Consider the following 16,834-nt stretch of genomic DNA (forward strand, 5'->3'; position numbering starts at 1 on the left):
AAATGCGATCAATGTGGGAAGGTTCTTGCCCCCGATGGCGGTGGCTCAGTTGGTTATTCGGTGACTGATACACCGCGATCGGGGGCAAGCCCCCTCCCACACTTTGGTCTCCACTGGCCTAGGAAGCAGTGATGCGCCAGATGCCGAACGGCATCTGCGGCTCCAGCCGAGTAAATTGGGTCTTGCCGTACCAGGTCCAGCGATGACCGTTCATCAAGTCTTCACCCTGGGTCTGGGCATCGTCCGGCAGGCCCATCTCCCACAGCGGCAGTTCGAAGTGCGCTTCCTGGGCGTTGTGCGGGTCGAGGTTGACGGCCACCAGCACGAAATTGCTGCCGTCCTCGCTGCGCTTGCCGAAGTACAGGATGTTGTCGTTCCAGGCGTTGTAGAGCTTTAGCCCCAGGTGCGTCTGCAGCGCCGGGTTCTGGCGGCGGATGCGGTTGAGCTGGGCGATCTCGGCAATGATGTTGCCGGGCGCGGTGAAGTCGCGGGGGCGGATCTCGTATTTCTCCGAGTCCAGGTATTCCTCCTTGCCCGGCACCGGCGCGGACTCGCACAGCTCGAACCCGGAGTACATGCCCCACAGGCCCGAGCCCATGGTCGCCAGTGCGGCGCGGATCAGAAAGCCTGGCCGGCCGGACTCATGCAAAAAGCCTGGGTTGATATCTGGCGTATTGACGAAGAAATTCGGCCGGTAGCATTCGCGCCACGGGGACTGGTTCAACTGGGTGAAATATTCGCTCAACTCGGCCTTGGTATTGCGCCAGGTGAAATAGGTGTAGCTCTGGGAATAACCGACCTTGCCCAGGCGCGCCATCATGGCCGGGGTGGTAAAGGCTTCGGCCAGGAAGATCACTTCCGGGTATTTGCTGCGCACATCGCTGATCAACCACTGCCAGAACGGCAGCGGCTTGGTGTGCGGGTTGTCCACGCGGAAGGTTTTCACGCCCTCTTCCACCCAGCCCACCACGATATCGCGCAGTTCGGTCCACAGGCCCGGGATCGCATCGGCCGCATAAAAGTCGACGTTGACGATGTCCTGGTACTTTTTCGGTGGATTTTCCGCGTATTTGATCGTGCCGTCCGGGCGCCAGTTGAACCAGCCCGGATGCTCTTTGAGCCACGGGTGGTCCTGGGAACACTGGATGGCGAAATCCAGGGCGATTTCCAGGCCGTGGTCGGCGGCGGCCTTGACCAGGCGGCGGAAATCCTCGCGGCTACCCAGTTGCGGGTGAATTGCTTCGTGTCCGCCCTCCTCGCTGCCGATGGCGTAAGGGCTGCCGGGATCGTCGGGGCCGGCGTTCAGGGAATTGTTCTTGCCCTTGCGATGGCTGCGGCCGATGGGATGGATCGGCGGGAAGTACAGCACGTCAAAGCCCATATCATGGATCATCGACAGGCGTGAGTGCACATCATTGAAGGTGCCATGACGGGCCGGATCATCTGTAATCGAGCGCGGAAACAGCTCGTACCAGCTGGCGAACTGGGCGCGCTCGCGCTCCACGTCAATCGGGTAAACGGTGCTGATGCTCAAATAGGCGCGGTGGTCGGCCTGGGTCATCAGGTGTGCACTGTCTTGGTGCAGGAACTGCGCGACCTGTTCGGTTTCCAGCAGGCCGGAGAGCTCGTGGTGCAGCAGCATCAAGCGGTCGCGCAGTTCATTGTCACTGCGCTCGGCGGCCTGCAGCACCAGGCTGCGGCCTTCCTGCAACTCCAGGCTGACCGGCACCCCGGCTTCATGCTTTTTCCGCAGCTCGTAGCAGAAGCTGGCGAAGGTATCGATCCAGGCTTCAATGCAGAACTCATGGGGCCCCTGGGTGGTCACGGTGAACGCACCTTCCCAGCCATTGTTGCCCACATCATTCATGACCACGCTGTGCCAGTTTTCCTGCCCGAGCGGGCGCCATCGCACCAGCACCGCCAGCTTGTCATGGCCATCGGCGAACACTTTGCTGGTGACATTGACCTGCTGGCCCACCACCGCTTTCACGGCAAACTCGCCGCCGTCGATCACAGGCATGGTGCTTTCAATCGCGATTCTGGGTAACAGCAGCGCCTGGGACAACGGCAATAAAGAATGTTCTGGAACCAGTGTTTCAGCAGTCATCGAGCATATTCCCCTTACGCCCAGTGGACGCTCTGTGCTTGATCCGAATTCGTAAGATGGCGGCGCGCTCTCTCTGAGCAGGCCCGTATTAGGTCCGAGCCTGGGCGCCGGGCAAAAGTTCAGGCGGATATACCGCCACCGGGCGGGGAATCAATTCCCTCCCCTGGCTGTCCACCGATAGAGCAAAGCACAAAGGAGGCCACACCCATGACTATCCCGATCCCGGCAGAGACGCCCGACCCGAATATCGACAACCCGACCCTGCCACCCACCGAGCCTGCGCCGATTCCGGAAAAGGAACCGCCGGAGAACGAACCGCCACCGGTGCAGGAACCGCCGACCAGCATGCCACCGGTCATTGTCAGTCCTTCTCGAACCGCCTGACGATTTTTGGCATCACGCTGAACACCGCCAGGGCCAGCAACGTACTCAGGACCGCTGTCGATTCCCGACCCAGACCGGCCGAAACCCCGATCGCAGCGGTCATCCACAAACCTGCGGCGGTGGTCAGGCCCTTGACGTGACCCGCGTCCTCATCCTTGCCCTTGATGATGGTGCCGGCCCCCAGAAAGCCGATCCCGGCAATCACCCCCTGCACTACCCGGCTCATGGCATCGGCTTGATTGCCCGACATCTGTGGCACCATCACGAACAATGCCGCGCCGAGCGCCACCAGCATATGGGTGCGCACGCCGGCAGCCTTGCCCTTACTCTCGCGTTCAAAACCCAGGATGCCGCCGAGGAGCGCCGCCATCAGCAGGCGCACGGTGATCTGAGTCAGCTGCCTGGCGTCGCCGATATCGGCAAACTCAGCCTGCAGGGTTTGCCACGCTTCATGTAGCCAAGCGTCCATGGATGCTGTCCTTTTGTGATTATTGATAGGAAGTGGACAGCGGCGACCGTCAGTCAGTTGCGTGGAACCCTCACGCAACGCTGGTTCACAAATGACCAGAGCCCATGAAAAGGAGACCGGTATGCCTATCCGTATCGACAACCAGCTGTGCTATTTCACGCTCAATGACAACGGCCAGGAACAGAGCGTGCCTGCGACCCGCGTCACTGTCGTGACCGACACCGAAAAATCCATGTCGTACGTCGAACTGGCGGCTGAACGGATCTACATCACCGAGGCCGAGGCCGATGCGCTGACCGTCGCGGGTGCCCATGACGGGCGCCAGCATGTAAAGGCCGACGAACCGGGTTCGGTCATTTAATTGATCTGTATGCCCTCATGCCGCTGTAGGAGCGAGCTTGCTCGCGAAAAACCTCAACGATAACGCGTGCTTCAAGGATAAACGCGGTGCTTGTGGGTTTTTCGCGAGCAAGCTCGCTCCTACAAGGTCTCGCATCAAGGCCCGCGCCATCTGATCCGCTTTTTAACCGCCAACCTGAGTCTGTTACGCAAACAGTGCGCCGCCCATAGTTCATCCGCCTGATGGAGGCTGATGAGCGAACGACCATGAGCGAACGAATCCCCACTGTGGAAACTCTTGTGCCCATTCACCCAAAGAAGGTGAAGGCCGTATCCCGCGTTAACTTGATCCATACCCGCAGCTTCACCGGCCTCTACCGCACCTTGCGCATGAGCGGTGGCGCGTTGTTGTTCCTGGCCTTTTTCGGCACCGTGTGGCTGAACTGGGGCGCACGCAAGGCGGTGCTGTGGGATCTGGCCGAAAGCAAATTCCATATTTTCGGCGCAACGTTCTGGCCTCAGGACTTCATTCTGCTGTCGGCACTGTTGATCATCTGCGCCTTTGGCCTGTTTGCGATCACGGTGTTTGCCGGCCGTGTGTGGTGTGGTTACACCTGCCCGCAAAGCGTATTCACTTGGCTGTTCATGTGGTGCGAAAAAATCACTGAAGGCGAGCGCAACCAACGCATCAAGCTGCACGCCGCGCCCTGGAGCCTGGACAAGCTGGCACGGCGTTCGGCCAAGCACGCGCTGTGGCTGGGCATCAGCGTGCTGACCGGGCTGACCTTTGTCGGCTATTTCACGCCCATCCGCCCGTTGGCCGCTGAACTGCTGACCTGGCAACTGGGCGGCGTCAGTCTGTTCTGGGTGCTGGTCTTTGCCGCAGCCACCTACCTCAACGCCGGGTGGCTGCGCGAAGCGGTGTGCATGCACATGTGCCCGTATGCGCGCTTCCAAAGCGTAATGTTCGATAAGGACACCCTGGCCATTGCCTATGACGCCGCCCGTGGCGAACGCCGCGGACCGCGTAAACGCGAGGTGACACCTGCCGATGTCGGCCTCGGCGATTGCATCGACTGCCAACTGTGCGTGCAGGTGTGCCCCACCGGCATCGATATCCGCGATGGCCTGCAAATGGCATGCATCGGTTGCGCGGCCTGCATCGACGCCTGCGATTCGATCATGGACAAAATGGGCTATGCCCGTGGCCTGGTGAGCTATACCAGCGAACATCAACTGCAAGGTGGCAAGACCCGGCTGCTACGGCCGCGCCTGATCGGCTACAGTGCCGTGCTGCTGGTCATGCTCGCCGCATTGGCGGTGGCTTTGGTCGAGCGGCCGATGGTGTCGCTGGACGTGACCAAGGACCGGGGCCTGTTCCGCGAGAACAGCGAGGGCTTGATCGAAAACATCTACAGCCTCAAGGTCATCAACAAGACTCAGCAGCACCAGGACTATCGCCTGGAACTGGTGGATGCCGAGAGCTTTCAGTTGCGAGGCAAGACCGAGATCAGCCTGGAACCGGGGGAAATCGTGGATGTGCCGGTCTCCGTGGCCCTGCTGGCGGATACACCGGCGAGCAGCTCACAGACTTTGCGCTTCAAGGTGATGGATGTCGATGAGCCGTGGATCTACAGCGCTGCCGACAGCCGCTTTGTCGCGCCATTGAACCGCTGATAATCCGCTTGAATGCATAAAACTCCAATGTATAGAGATCCAATGTGGGAGGGGGCTTGCCCCCGATTGCAGTGTATCTGTCACCGAATAACCAACTGAGCCACCGCCATCGGGGGCAAGCCCCCTCCCACATTTGCCCAGCGCACACACCGTTCAAGGCTCCCCATGAAACGCTACGAAAAATTCGCCGATGACATCGCAGAACTGATCCGCTCCGGTGTCCTCGGCCCCGGCCAGCGCGTGCCTTCGGTGCGCTACGCCAGCCAGACTTACGGCGTCAGCCCGTCCACGGTGTTCCAGGCCTACTACCTGCTGGAACGTCGCGGCCTGATCCGCGCGCGGCCGCGCTCCGGCTACTTCGTCAATACCCACGCGCCCAGCCCGTTTTCCGAGCCGGTGGTGAGCGAGCAGGTACACGAGTCCACCGAAGTCGATGTGAGTGAGCTGGTGTTTTCGGTGCTCGATTCGATCAAGGACCCGAACACCGTGCCCTTCGGTTCGGCCTTCCCCAGCCCGATGCTGTTTCCGCTGCCGCGCCTGGCCCGCTCCCTGGCCCGTGCCGGACGCGAGATGGACCCGCGCCTGGTGGTCACCGACATGTCCCCCGGCAACCCGCAACTGCGCCGTCAGATTGCGTTGCGCTACATGGTCGGCGGCCTGATGCTGCCCATGGAAGAATTGCTGATCACCAATGGCGCCCTCGAAGCGCTGAACCTGTGCCTGCAGGCCGTGACCGAGCCGGGCGACCTGGTAGCAATCGAAGCGCCGGCGTTTTACGCCTGCCTGCAAGTGCTCGAGCGCCTGAAACTCAAGGCCGTGGAAATCCCCGTGCACCCGCGCGACGGCATCGACCTCAACGCCCTGGCGCAAAGCCTGGAACGTTACCCGATCAAGGCCTGCTGGAGCATGACCAGCTTCCAGAACCCCATGGGCGCGACGGTGCCGGAAGAAAAGAAGCAGGCGCTGGTGGAACTGCTGCGCAGCCACCAGGTACCGCTGATCGAAGACGATGTGTATGCCGAGCTGTATTACGGGCAGCACGCGCCAAAACCAGCCAAGGCCTTCGATACCGAGGGGCTGGTGATGCACTGCGGCTCATTTGCCAAGAGCCTGGCGCCGGGATACCGCGTCGGCTGGGTGGCGGCCGGTCGCTTCGCGCAGAAGGTCGAGCGCCTGAAACTGATGACCTCGCTGTGCCCGTCGATGCCGGCCCAGGCCGCGATTGCCGACTACCTGCAACACGGCGGCTACGACCGGCACCTGCGCAAACTGCGCTACGCCCTGGAAGAACAGCAAAGCGCGATGCTCGCCGCCATCGCCCGTTACTTCCCGGCGCAGACCCGGGTCAGCCAGCCGGCCGGCGGGTATTTCCTGTGGCTGGAACTGCCGGAGCAAACCGACTCATTGAAACTGTTTCAGATGGCCCTGGCGCAAGGCATCAGCATCGCGCCGGGGCCGATCTTTTCGGCGACCCGACGCTTTCGCAACTGCATCCGCTTGAACTACGGTAGCCCGTGGACCGAAGCATCGGAGAAGGCGATGGAGACGCTGGGGCGGATTGTGCGCTCGTTTTGAGGGTCAAATTGACGGCTTTGCCAGGTGCCGTGCTACGCAGGCTTGCTCATCACGGCGCCCCCATCTGCGCGGCCTTGCTGACGCGTGCGGCGCCCGCCGTGAGAAAAAATCTGCCGATGGGTGAATTATTTCGTGTCCGCTTGTATCTGAACTGACAGAGCGGTGCCATCGCAGCGATGGCACCTCCCCGTTCAGCGTCTAGAGTGACCCGCATGAAATTACGTAAGAAACGCGTCAGTCCGATCGGATTGAACGACATCACCATTGTCGACGACAACAAGATGCGCAAGGCGATCACCGCCGCCGCCTTGGGCAACGCCATGGAATGGTTCGACTTTGGCGTCTATGGGTTTGTCGCCTATGTGCTGGGCAAGGTGTTCTTCCCGGACGCGTCCCCCAGCGTACAAATGATCGCTGCACTGGCCACTTTCTCGGTACCCTTCCTGATCCGTCCATTGGGCGGCCTGTTCTTCGGCGCTCTGGGTGACAAATACGGGCGGCAGAAAGTCCTGGCCGCCACCATCGTGATCATGTCCCTGAGCACCTTCGCCATCGGCCTGATCCCAGGCTATGCGTCGATTGGTATCTGGGCGCCGATCCTGTTGCTGTTGTGCAAAATGGCCCAGGGTTTTTCGGTGGGCGGTGAATACACCGGCGCGTCGATTTTCGTCGCCGAATACGCCCCGGACCGCAAACGCGGCTTCCTGGGCAGTTGGCTGGACTTCGGCTCGATTGCCGGCTTCGTGCTGGGCGCCGGCGTGGTGGTGTTGATTTCCACGGTGCTCGGCGAGGCGGAATTCGAGGCCTGGGGCTGGCGCCTGCCGTTCTTCCTGGCGCTGCCGCTGGGCATCATCGGCCTGTACCTGCGTCATGCCCTGGAAGAAACCCCGGCCTTCCAGCAGCATGTCGACAAGCTCGAACAGGGTGACCGCGAAGGCCTCAGTCACGGCCCCAAGGTGTCGTTCAAGGAGATCGCCACCAAGCACTGGCGCAGCCTGCTGACCTGCATCGGCATCGTCGCGGCCACCAACGTGACCTACTACATGCTGCTCACGTACATGCCCAGCTACTTGTCGCACAACCTGCATTACGCCGAAAACAGCGGCGTGCTGATCATCATCGCAATCATGGTCGGCATGCTGTTCGTGCAGCCGTTCATCGGTTTTGTCAGCGACAAGATCGGTCGCAAGCCCTTCATCATCGCCGGCAGTATCGGCCTGCTGTGCCTGTCGATTCCGGCGTTCATGCTGATTACCAGCGGCAAGACCGGGTTGATCTTCAGCGGCCTGCTGATCCTGGCGATCGTGCTGAATTTCTTTATCGGCGTAATGGCCTCCACGCTGCCAGCTATGTTTCCTACACATCTGCGCTACAGTGCATTGGCCAGCGCGTTCAACGTCTCGGTACTGATTGCCGGTGTCACGCCCACTGCGGTGGCGTGGCTGGTGGAAAGCACCAACGATCTGTACATGCCGGCTTATTACTTGATGGTATTCGCCGTGGTGGGCCTGGTGACCGGCCTGACCATGAAGGAAACCGCCAATAAACCCCTGCGTGGCGCGGCCCCGGCGGCTTCCGATATGGAAGAAGCCAAGGAACTGCTGCAGGAGCATCATGACAATATCGAGCAGAAGATCGAGGACATCGATGCCGAGATTGCAGCCCTCCAAGCCAAGCGGGAAAACCTGGTGCAGCAGCACCCACGGATTAATTAAGACCTGACTGTGCGTGGTCGCGGCCCGCGGCCACGCATATTGGAGTGATCACATGGTTCCAAGCGTCACCTCTGCACACGATCTCCTGAGCGCCGACGAACGCGCGGCCATCGCGGAAATCGAAGCGAGCACCAACATACTTAAACTCGTTACCCGCCTCACCGGGATGCGCTTTGCCGGCATCGCCAAATTCGCCGACCAGGATTGGGTGGTGTGCTCGGCCTACGACCCAATGCAGATGGGCATCTACGTAGACGACGTGCTCGACCTGGAAACCACCCTGTGCAGTGAGTTCTGCGTCAATCCTCAAGCGTTGTTCGTGCCCCAGGTGAGCCAGGACGGCCGCTTTGCTTCACGCCCGGTGGTCAAGCGATACGCCATCGAAAGCTATGCCGGCGCGCCGATTTTCCTGCCTGACGGGCGCCTGTTCGGTGCGTTGTGCGCGCTGGATTCACGCACCATGCTGTTCGACGATCCCAACCTGCCGGAAACCCTGAGCCTGTTCGCCCGACTGATCGGCTGCATCTTCTACGCTAACTTGACCCCGGCAGATCGCTGAAACCCGCCCCACCCCGCAGCGCAGCGATATCGCGCCTGGGCGGCACGCCGAATAGCCGACTGTACTCACGGCTGAACTGCGACGGGCTTTCATAGCCAACCTTGAACGCAGCACTGGACACGTCCTGGTGCTCGTTCAACATCAACCGTCGAGCCTCATTCAAGCGCAACCATTTCTGATACTGCAACGGGCTCATCGAGGTCAGTTGACGGAAGTGATGATGAAAAGTGGCCGCGCTCATTTGCACACGCGCCGCCAGTTCTTCCACGCGCAGTGCGCTATCGAAATTCAGTTTCAGCCAATCGATGGCCTTGGCGATCCGATAGCCCTGCCCGTCCACTGAGCAGATCTGGCGCAGCCGGCCAGCCTGGTCGCTCTGCAATAACCTAAAGTGAATCTCGCGCTGGATCAGCGGCGCCAATACGGCTATTGCTTCGGGCTCATCGAGCAGCGCCACCAGGCGCGCGAACGCCGCCAGCATGTCGCCCGTCACCTTGCCAATGCCAACGCCCTTCATCATCGCGCGCTCACGGGTGCGTGGCAGATCGCCCTGGGCAATCAGCTCGGCCAGCATGCGCAGGTCGAGTTTGAACGTCAGCCCCAGGCACGGCTGCTCGGCGCTGGCGGCCAGCACTTCGGAGTTGGCCGGGATATCCAGCGAAGTCACCAGGAATCGTGACATGTCGTAGGGGTAGCCCTCACCGCCGACCCACAACTGTTTCTTGCCCTGCACCACCAGCACGATGCTCGGTTCGACCATGCACACTACCGTGCGGCCGGCTGTTCACGCCGGTAAAAGCCCAGGCCGGGTATCGACGTGAGGAAGTCGCCAGGCGAAGGGGTGCGTGAATCGATGCATTGCACCAGTGATTCCAAAGGCAGGCAGGGATGGGTCATGGCAGGCTCGGTTGTTTTCTCACTGAACGTTACCCGTGCCTGCGATGGTTGTCATTGGCAAGCCTCAAGACTCAGAGGATCAGGCAAGTAATCCGCTGGATCGAACTATGGAGTACCTGGGTTCGCCGGGAAAATGTGCAAGCCATTTGCACAACGATGGGTTCATACGATGTCCGATACACCTTCCACAAGCCATTGGGGCGCCGTACTCGCCATGTCGCTGGCAGCATTCGCCCTGGTCGCCTGCGAATTCATGCCGGTAAGCCTGCTGACCCCACTGGCCGCTGACCTGCATATCACCCAGGGCCAGGCCGGCCAGGGCATTTCGGTGTCCGGGGTGTTTGCCCTGCTCACCAGCCTGGTGATCGCCTCGATTGCCGCGCGGGTGGACCGCAAACGCCTGCTGATGGCGCTGACGCTGCTGATGATCGTCTCGGGCAGCGTGGTGGCATTCGCCCCCAATTACCCGGTGTTCATGCTCGGGCGTGCGTTGATCGGCGTAGCGATTGGCGGTTTCTGGTCGCTGTCGGCGGCCACGGCGATGCGCCTGGTGCCACAGGCCCGGGTGCCGCGCGCCTTGGCCATCGTCAACGGCGGCAACGCGCTGGCCACGGTGATCGCGGCGCCGCTGGGCAGCTTTCTCGGCGGGATCATCGGCTGGCGCGGGGCGTTTTTCTGTGTGGTGCCAGTGGCGGCTATCGCATGGGTCTGGCTGCTGCTGAGCCTGCCAACCCTGAAGAACCGGGCCGAGGCAAAAACCGGCAATGCGCTGCGCTTGATGAAAAACCCGACGCTGGCTCTGGGCATGGCGGCCATCAGCCTGTTCTTCATGGGCCAGTTCATGTTGTTCACTTATCTGCGCCCGTTCCTGGAAAGTGTCACCGGGGTCAACGTGTCCACACTCTCGCTGATGCTGCTGGTGCTTGGCCTGGCGGGTCTGGCGGGGACGTTCCTGATTGAAGGTTTGCTCAAGCGCAGCCTGTACCCGACGCTGATGACCATCCCGCTGATCATGGCCGGCATCGCCGTCGCATTGCTGGAGTTCGGCGATTCAACCCGCATGACCACCGTATTGCTGGGCGCCTGGGGCCTGGTGGCGACCGCCGCACCGGTGGGCTGGTGGACCTGGTTGTCGAGAACCCTGCCTGACGACGCCGAGGCAGGCGGCGGCTTGATGGTTGCCATCATCCAACTGGCGATTGCCGCGGGCGCTACGGTCGGCGGCGCGGCCTTCGACCTGAGCGGCTACCGGGCGACCTTTGAGCTCAGTGCGGGATTGCTGGTGGTCGCCACGCTGCCGGCTTACCTGGCATCACGTCGGTCAGCGCCTGCACGTGTCGTCAGCAGCGCTACTTGAAGAAATGACTCGGCGTCTTGCCAAACTGTTTCTTGAACATGCTGGTAAAGGCGCTCGGGCTTTCATAGCCCAGCTCAAAGGCCACGTCGATAATTTTCTCGCCCACCGCAATGCGCTCCAGCGCCAAAAGCAGGCGAGCCTGTTGGCGCCACTGGCCGAAGGTCATACCGGTTTCGCGGCGGAACAGGCGCTGGATGGTGGTTTGATCCAGCTCCAGGCGCGCGCTCCAATCGGCGACAGTAGAGGCATCGCCGGGGTCTTGCTGCAAGGACTGGCAGATGTGGTGGATACGTGGGTCGACAGGCTGCGGAAGGGATAATGGCAGCGCAGGCAGGATGGCCAGCTCATCCAGGATCAGGCGCATGATCCGGGCGTCGCGTGAGTCTTCTGCGTAGGGCGGTTTCAGGCTGACCGAGACCTTGATCAATTCACTCAACAGCGGCGAAACCGTGACCGTCTTCGGCTCGGCCGGCAGATTGGGAAAGCTGTCCGGGCGCACAAACACGCTGCGCATCTTCAAGGTGCCCACGCAGCGCAGCGCATGCACATGCCCAAAGGGCATCCAGAAGCCGCGATTGGGCGGCACCGTCCATTGGTTCAAGGCCGAATACACCACCATGACGCCGCCAATGGCATACAGCAGTTGATGCTTATTGTGGCTGTGTTCGGGAATCACCCAGTTTTCCGGGTAATCGGTGGCCGAGCTGATGACGGCCCAATCGCCTTCATCGATCTCCTGGAGGAATTTGTCGAGGGATTTGATGGTTTTGCCCTTTTTGCGATGTTTCCTGCCCGAATTTCGCGAGACAGGCATTTTTGTCGACTCTAGCATAGTGCCCGAAACAATTAGAAATGAGCCGTCAGCTCACGTACTGTCTGCCCCTGTTCGCTGCCTTGTATGGAATGCCTGCATGTCGACCCTCACCGCGACACCCGCCGCTGCAACCACTGCGCCCCAGATAAGCCCGCTGGTCATGCGCGTGCTCGGCGCCTGTGCCCTGGCGCATATGATCAATGACTTGATCCAGGCCGTGCTGCCGTCGATCTACCCGATGCTCAAGGCCAACTATGGCCTGACGTTCACCCAGGTCGGCCTGATCACCCTGACCTTCCAACTGACCGCCTCCTTGCTGCAGCCGTGGATCGGCTATCACACTGACCGTCACCCCAAACCCTGGCTGTTGCCGGCGGGCATGGTCTGCACCTTGATAGGCATCCTGATGCTGGCATTCGTCGGCAGCTTCCCGGCGATCCTGCTCGCGGCGGCGCTGGTGGGGGTCGGCTCGTCGACGTTTCATCCGGAAACGTCCCGCGTGGCACGCCTGGCCTCCGGTGGCCGCTACGGTTTGGCCCAATCGACGTTTCAGGTCGGCGGCAACACCGGCAGCGCCTTCGGCCCGTTGCTGGCGGCGGCCATCATCATTCCCTACGGCCAGTCCCATATCGCCTGGTTCGGCCTGTTCGCGGTATTCGCGATCCTCGTGCTGTATGGCTTGAGCCGCTGGTACCGTCACCACCTCAACCTGTTCAAGCTCAAGCAAGGCAGTCAGCCGACCCACGGCTTGTCCAAAGGCCGGGTGACCTTTGCATTGGTAGTGCTGGCGCTGCTGGTGTTCTCCAAATATTGGTACATGACCAGCCTGACCAGCTACTTCACCTTCTACCTGATCGAGAAATTCCAGCTGTCGGTCGCCAGCTCTCAGATGTACCTGTTCCTGTTCCTCGGCGCCGTGGCCGTAGGCACCTTCGCGGGCGGGCCGATCGGCGACAGGATCGGCCGCAAGAAAGTCATCTGGTTCTCGATTCTCGGCGCCGCGCCCTTCACCCTCGCCCTGCCCTACGTCGACCTGTTCTGGACCGCCGTACTCAGCGTGGTCATCGGCTTCATCATCGCCTCGGCATTCTCGGCCATCGTGGTGTTCGCCCAGGAACTGGTGCCGGGCAATGTGGGCATGATCGCCGGGATATTCTTCGGCCTGATGTTCGGTTTCAGCGGGATCGGTGCGGCACTGCTGGGATTGCTCGCGGATCACCACGGCATCGAATACGTTTACAAAATCTGCTCGTTCCTGCCGTTGGCGGGCATCCTGACGATCTTTTTGCCTTCGACCAAAGGCGTCTGACTCTGTGGGAGGGGGCTTGCCCCCGATGGCGGTGTTTCAGTCAAGTAGATGCCGACTGACACATCGCTATCGGGGGCAAGCCCCCTCCCACATTGGCATCTGTCGTCAGGTACGTCGCGTGAACCCATTGACGACGATATACAACAGCGGCCCCACCGACACGAACACCGCCGTCAGCAGGAAATAGGGGATCAACGAGGCCACGGAGCGCCCTCGCCCGCGCGCGTCCCGGTACATCCATACACACGCCAGTATCGCCATCAGGTACAGGTCGATCACCACCTGCGCGGTGTCCGGCCGCGACATCAGCTCCTGGCCGAACGCAATGAGCGATTGCTCGGCCGTCAGCATCGTCGCCACGGTGTACAACGAAAAGCCGATCAAACCGGCCAGGGCAACGTAGGGTCTGGGCATGTTCTCCTCCTTGGAGCGCAATGTGGATGATCAGGCAGCTTACCTTGGCAGTAAGCTGGCACTGGCAAATATCTGTCCGTAGACTGCCGCCATACCCCCACTTGAAGGCGGCGAAAAAACGTGATGCAAGTTACCGAAGTCTCCATTGCCCAATTGCGCGCTGCGCTTGAATCCGGCCAGACCACTGCCGTTGAACTGGTCCGGGCCTACCTGGCGCGAATCGAGGCCTATGACGGCCCGCAGACCGCTACCGCGCTGAACGCCGTGGTGGTGCGCAATCCCGAAGCCTTGAGCGAAGCCGAGGCGTCCGATGCACGCCGGGCCAAAGGCCAGACCCTAGGGCCGCTGGATGGCATTCCCTATACCGCCAAGGACAGTTACCTGGTCAAGGGCCTCACGGCGGCATCCGGCAGCCCTGCGTTCGCCAAGCTGGTCGCGCAGCGCGATGCATTCACCATCGAGCGCCTGCGCGCCGCCGGCGCCATCTGCCTGGGCAAGACCAATATGCCGCCCATGGCCAACGGCGGCATGCAACGGGGTGTGTATGGCCGTGCCGAAAGCCCGTACAACGCCGCTTACCTCACCGCACCGTTCGCCTCGGGTTCGTCCAACGGCGCCGGCACGGCGACGGCGGCAAGCTTCGCCGCCTTTGGCCTGGCTGAAGAAACCTGGTCGAGCGGTCGCGGCCCGGCCTCCAACAACGGCTTGTGTGCGTACACGCCCTCGCGTGGGGTGATCTCGGTGCGCGGCAACTGGCCGCTGACCCCGACCATGGACGTGGTCGTGCCCTATGCGCGCACCATGGCCGACCTGCTGGAAGTGCTCGACGTGGTGGTCGCCGACGACCTGGACACCCGTGGCGACCTGTGGCGCCTGCAACCCTGGGTGCCAATCCCCCGCGCCAGCGCGGTACGCCCGGCGTCTTATGCCGAACTGGCCACAGGCAGCGCGGCCCTCGCCGGCAAACGCTTCGGTGTGCCGCGCATGTACATCAACGCCGACCCCGAGGCCGGCACCAGCGAAAAACCGGGAATCGGCGGGCCGACCGGGCAGAAGATCCACACCCGCGCCTCGGTGATCGAACTGTGGCAAGCCGCGCGCCAGGCCCTGGAAGCCGCCGGCGCCGAAGTCATCGAGGTGGATTTCCCCTTGGTGTCCAATTGCGAAGGCGACCGCCCCGGCGCGCCGACGGTGTTTACCCGTGGCCTGGTGTCCAGGCAATTTCTGCACGATGAATTGTGGGAACTGTCGGCCTGGGCCTTTGATGACTTCCTGCGCGCCAACGGCGACCCGGCCCTGAACCGCCTGGCGGATGTCGACGGCCCGAACATCTTCCCCCACGACCCCGGCACCCTGCCCAACCGCGAAGATGACCTGGCCGCCGGCATGGATGAATACGTGCGCATGGCCCAGCGCGGGATCACACCGTGGAACGAGATCAGCACCTTGCCCGACGGCTTGCGCGGCCTCGAGCAAACCCGTCGCCTGGATCTGGAAGACTGGATGGACACCCTGCGCCTCGACGCGGTGCTGTTTCCGACCGTGGCTGACGTCGGACCGGCCGATGCCGATGTGAACCCAGCCTCCGCCGATATCGCCTGGAGCAATGGCGTATGGGTGGCCAACGGCAACCTCGCCATTCGCCACCTTGGCGTGCCCACCGTCACCGTCCCGATGGGCGTGATGGCGGATATCGGCATGCCCGCAGGGCTGACGTTTGCAGGTAGAGCCTATGACGATTCGGCGCTGCTGCGCTTTGCCGCGGCGTTTGAAGCCACTGGCAGCAAACGCCTGATTCCACCACGGACACCACCGCTGGCCGATTGAGCACCGTCTAAGGTGGGAGGGGGCTGCGCTAATGCCGGTCAGTTAGCGCAAATCTCCTGTGGGAGGGGGCTTGCCCCCGATGGCGGCCTCAGGACCGACCAGAATGTTGGATCAGATCGAGTACATATCCGTTTCTGCGGTAACGGCTGCTATAGGTTCCGCTTTTACAGCGGCTCACTTTTGAAAGCGCAAAAGTAAGCAAAACGCTCTTGCCCCACCACTCGGCACCTCGCTTAGGCTCGGTGTGCCCTCTCTCCGGCTTGAATCCGTGGGCCGCCGCAATGGGCCATCCATGGCCCAGTACGGCTAACCCGGCGTCCTGCCGGGTTACCCACGGATTCAAGCCTGCGTTCGGCCAGCGTGGTTTAACGGGCCGCCTGAGATCAAGATCAAAAGCGGCTCGCTGCGCATCGTGGTTACGGGTGGGGCGGCTGCTTTGTGTAGGAGCGAGCTTGCTCGCGAAAAACGCACAGGCGCCGCGTTGATTCAAGAAGCACGCGGTATCGTTGACGTTTTTCGCGAGCAAGCTCGCTCCTACAGACAGCGGTGTACGATTTTGCTGTATTCACCTCAAGCAGTGCGACGCTGCCACTCGTCCACCACATCGCCCAGTGTCTTGGGCGCGCCGTTGCGTATCCAGGCCATGAATGGACGGTTGAACTTGAACGCCGGGCCGCAGTGTTCAAGCATGAAGCGGCGCACGTTCTGGGTATTCCTGTAGCTCGGGGTTACGGGTGTGGCGCGGGTGATGACGCCACTGTGCCAGTCAAATTCCATGTTATGCCTCGCGGATGGGGATGCCGGTCACCAACATAACCTCAAAGGAGGTCGGTTCTGAGCGAAATTTCACTTTCCTTCTCCCTTGCAATTAATGCATGGTTGTACGACGACAGACCTCGTCGTATCTACACCCACAACAACAAGGAAACACCCATGCCCAACCTCAAAGTGCTGATCGCTTTTCTGTGCCTGTTCTCCGGCTACCTCGCAGCCGCGCCGGCTCCCGCCGAGAAGGAGGTGGCCCAGGCGGTCGACCAGCTTACCCAAGCCATGTTGCACCTGGATCTCAAGCAACTTCACGCATTGACCTCGGACACCCTCAGCTACGGTCATTCCAGCGGCAAGGTGCAGAACAAGGCGCAGTTCATCGCTGATCTGGAAACCCATACCAGCGCGTTCAAGACCCTGGAAATGCAAAACCAGACCATCACCCTGAACGGCGACACCGCACTGGTGCGCAACCACTTCCACGCCCTGGCGGTGAACAGTGGCGTGGAAGTGCCGACCGATATCGACAACTTCCAGGTCTGGCAGAAGCAGCAAGGCAAATGGCTGCTGATCGGTCGTCAGGCTTATAAATACTGACCCATGCCGGTGAGCCGTTCAGCCAC

General features: G+C 61.4%; 15 protein-coding genes and 1 pseudogene. 10 read left to right on the forward strand and 6 right to left on the reverse strand.

The features are described from left to right. Window positions 1-118: 118 nt before the first annotated feature. Window positions 119-2,107 carry an alpha-1,4-glucan--maltose-1-phosphate maltosyltransferase gene (locus tag MRY17_RS13990; protein WP_243352329.1) on the reverse strand — a complete coding sequence of 663 codons (1,989 nt, stop codon included), beginning with the start codon at window positions 2,105-2,107 and terminating at the stop codon, window positions 119-121. 207 nt (window positions 2,108-2,314) lie between these two features. Here MRY17_RS13990 and MRY17_RS13995 point away from each other — a divergent pair, with 207 nt between their 5' ends. Next, a complete protein-coding gene (locus tag MRY17_RS13995) occupies window positions 2,315-2,491 on the forward strand; it encodes a hypothetical protein (protein ID WP_191951747.1) in 177 nt (58 codons plus the stop codon). On the opposite strand, the gene MRY17_RS14000 is transcribed toward MRY17_RS13995, so the two are convergent. Next, window positions 2,469-2,960 (reverse strand): MgtC/SapB family protein, encoded by a 492-nt coding sequence (locus MRY17_RS14000; protein ID WP_181285605.1) that lies wholly within the window; start codon window positions 2,958-2,960, stop codon window positions 2,469-2,471. The genes MRY17_RS13995 and MRY17_RS14000 overlap by 23 nt on opposite strands. 121 nt (window positions 2,961-3,081) lie before the next feature. Here MRY17_RS14000 and MRY17_RS14005 point away from each other — a divergent pair, with 121 nt between their 5' ends. From MRY17_RS14005 to MRY17_RS14025, 5 genes are all read left to right on the forward strand, one after another. Then, window positions 3,082-3,321, forward strand: coding sequence for a DUF3203 family protein (locus tag MRY17_RS14005; RefSeq protein WP_065950383.1), 240 nt, complete (start codon window positions 3,082-3,084; stop codon window positions 3,319-3,321). Window positions 3,322-3,566: 245 nt separating this feature from the next. Further along, complete coding sequence (gene ccoG / locus MRY17_RS14010) at window positions 3,567-4,976, forward strand: cytochrome c oxidase accessory protein CcoG (RefSeq protein WP_243352330.1); 1,410 nt, start codon at window positions 3,567-3,569, stop codon at window positions 4,974-4,976. Between the two features lie 165 nt (window positions 4,977-5,141). After that, on the forward strand, window positions 5,142-6,551 hold the full coding sequence (gene mapR, locus MRY17_RS14015; RefSeq protein ID WP_191956840.1) for a GntR family transcriptional regulator MpaR: 1,410 nt from the start codon (window positions 5,142-5,144) through the stop codon (window positions 6,549-6,551). A 212-nt stretch (window positions 6,552-6,763) separates the two neighbouring features. Beyond that, a complete protein-coding gene (gene proP, locus MRY17_RS14020) occupies window positions 6,764-8,266 on the forward strand; it encodes a glycine betaine/L-proline transporter ProP (RefSeq protein ID WP_065885310.1) in 1,503 nt (500 codons plus the stop codon). Between the two features lie 52 nt (window positions 8,267-8,318). Then, a complete protein-coding gene (locus MRY17_RS14025) occupies window positions 8,319-8,825 on the forward strand; it encodes a GAF domain-containing protein (protein WP_181285602.1) in 507 nt (168 codons plus the stop codon). On the opposite strand, the pseudogene MRY17_RS14030 reads toward MRY17_RS14025, so the two are convergent. Beyond that, window positions 8,800-9,722 (reverse strand): annotated as a pseudogene (locus MRY17_RS14030) (AraC family transcriptional regulator N-terminal domain-containing protein). The gene MRY17_RS14025 and the pseudogene MRY17_RS14030 overlap by 26 nt on opposite strands. Window positions 9,723-9,891: 169 nt before the next feature. Between MRY17_RS14030 and MRY17_RS14035 the strand changes: the two are divergent. After that, window positions 9,892-11,079, forward strand: a complete 1,188-nt coding sequence (locus MRY17_RS14035; protein ID WP_243352331.1) for an MFS transporter — start codon at window positions 9,892-9,894, stop codon at window positions 11,077-11,079. On the opposite strand, the gene MRY17_RS14040 is transcribed toward MRY17_RS14035, so the two are convergent. Then, complete coding sequence (locus MRY17_RS14040; RefSeq protein ID WP_243352332.1) at window positions 11,072-11,893, reverse strand: AraC family transcriptional regulator; 822 nt, start codon at window positions 11,891-11,893, stop codon at window positions 11,072-11,074. The two genes, MRY17_RS14035 and MRY17_RS14040, sit on opposite strands and share 8 nt — an antisense overlap. 97 nt (window positions 11,894-11,990) lie before the next feature. Between MRY17_RS14040 and MRY17_RS14045 the strand changes: the two genes are divergently transcribed. After that, window positions 11,991-13,202 carry an MFS transporter gene (locus MRY17_RS14045; protein WP_057725219.1) on the forward strand — a complete coding sequence of 404 codons (1,212 nt, stop codon included), beginning with the start codon at window positions 11,991-11,993 and terminating at the stop codon, window positions 13,200-13,202. A 105-nt stretch (window positions 13,203-13,307) separates the two neighbouring features. Here the strand turns inward: MRY17_RS14045 and MRY17_RS14050 are convergent, their stop codons facing one another. Then, window positions 13,308-13,616 carry a DUF2834 domain-containing protein gene (locus MRY17_RS14050; RefSeq protein ID WP_181285597.1) on the reverse strand — a complete coding sequence of 103 codons (309 nt, stop codon included), beginning with the start codon at window positions 13,614-13,616 and terminating at the stop codon, window positions 13,308-13,310. A 120-nt stretch (window positions 13,617-13,736) separates the two neighbouring features. Between MRY17_RS14050 and MRY17_RS14055 the strand changes: the two genes are divergently transcribed. Next, window positions 13,737-15,443 carry an amidase gene (locus MRY17_RS14055; RefSeq protein WP_243352333.1) on the forward strand — a complete coding sequence of 569 codons (1,707 nt, stop codon included), beginning with the start codon at window positions 13,737-13,739 and terminating at the stop codon, window positions 15,441-15,443. Between the two features lie 570 nt (window positions 15,444-16,013). Here the strand turns inward: MRY17_RS14055 and MRY17_RS14060 are convergent. Beyond that, window positions 16,014-16,220, reverse strand: a complete 207-nt coding sequence (locus tag MRY17_RS14060; RefSeq protein ID WP_065885299.1) for a DUF6434 domain-containing protein — start codon at window positions 16,218-16,220, stop codon at window positions 16,014-16,016. A gap of 156 nt (window positions 16,221-16,376) precedes the next feature. Between MRY17_RS14060 and MRY17_RS14065 the strand changes: the two genes are divergently transcribed. Further along, the gene (locus MRY17_RS14065) at window positions 16,377-16,808 is read left to right on the forward strand and encodes a nuclear transport factor 2 family protein (RefSeq protein WP_191951754.1); all 432 of its coding nucleotides are present in this window, start codon (window positions 16,377-16,379) and stop codon (window positions 16,806-16,808) included. The last annotated feature ends 26 nt before the right edge of the window (window positions 16,809-16,834 follow it).

The sequence above is a fragment of the Pseudomonas orientalis genome (genome assembly GCF_022807995.1).
In the GTDB taxonomy this organism is placed as follows: domain Bacteria; phylum Pseudomonadota; class Gammaproteobacteria; order Pseudomonadales; family Pseudomonadaceae; genus Aquipseudomonas; species Aquipseudomonas orientalis_B.

Coding starts and splice junctions, on each gene's coding strand:
- MRY17_RS13990 (WP_243352329.1), bottom strand. CDS start 2,107: ATGACTGCTGAAACACTGGTTCCAGAACATTCTTTATTGCCGTTGTCC.
- MRY17_RS13995 (WP_191951747.1), top strand. CDS start 2,315: ATGACTATCCCGATCCCGGCAGAGACGCCCGACCCGAATATCGACAAC.
- MRY17_RS14000 (WP_181285605.1), bottom strand. CDS start 2,960: ATGGACGCTTGGCTACATGAAGCGTGGCAAACCCTGCAGGCTGAGTTT.
- MRY17_RS14005 (WP_065950383.1), top strand. CDS start 3,082: ATGCCTATCCGTATCGACAACCAGCTGTGCTATTTCACGCTCAATGAC.
- ccoG (WP_243352330.1), top strand. CDS start 3,567: ATGAGCGAACGAATCCCCACTGTGGAAACTCTTGTGCCCATTCACCCA.
- mapR (WP_191956840.1), top strand. CDS start 5,142: ATGAAACGCTACGAAAAATTCGCCGATGACATCGCAGAACTGATCCGC.
- proP (WP_065885310.1), top strand. CDS start 6,764: ATGAAATTACGTAAGAAACGCGTCAGTCCGATCGGATTGAACGACATC.
- MRY17_RS14025 (WP_181285602.1), top strand. CDS start 8,319: ATGGTTCCAAGCGTCACCTCTGCACACGATCTCCTGAGCGCCGACGAA.
- MRY17_RS14035 (WP_243352331.1), top strand. CDS start 9,892: ATGTCCGATACACCTTCCACAAGCCATTGGGGCGCCGTACTCGCCATG.
- MRY17_RS14040 (WP_243352332.1), bottom strand. CDS start 11,893: ATGCCTGTCTCGCGAAATTCGGGCAGGAAACATCGCAAAAAGGGCAAA.
- MRY17_RS14045 (WP_057725219.1), top strand. CDS start 11,991: ATGTCGACCCTCACCGCGACACCCGCCGCTGCAACCACTGCGCCCCAG.
- MRY17_RS14050 (WP_181285597.1), bottom strand. CDS start 13,616: ATGCCCAGACCCTACGTTGCCCTGGCCGGTTTGATCGGCTTTTCGTTG.
- MRY17_RS14060 (WP_065885299.1), bottom strand. CDS start 16,220: ATGGAATTTGACTGGCACAGTGGCGTCATCACCCGCGCCACACCCGTA.
- MRY17_RS14065 (WP_191951754.1), top strand. CDS start 16,377: ATGCCCAACCTCAAAGTGCTGATCGCTTTTCTGTGCCTGTTCTCCGGC.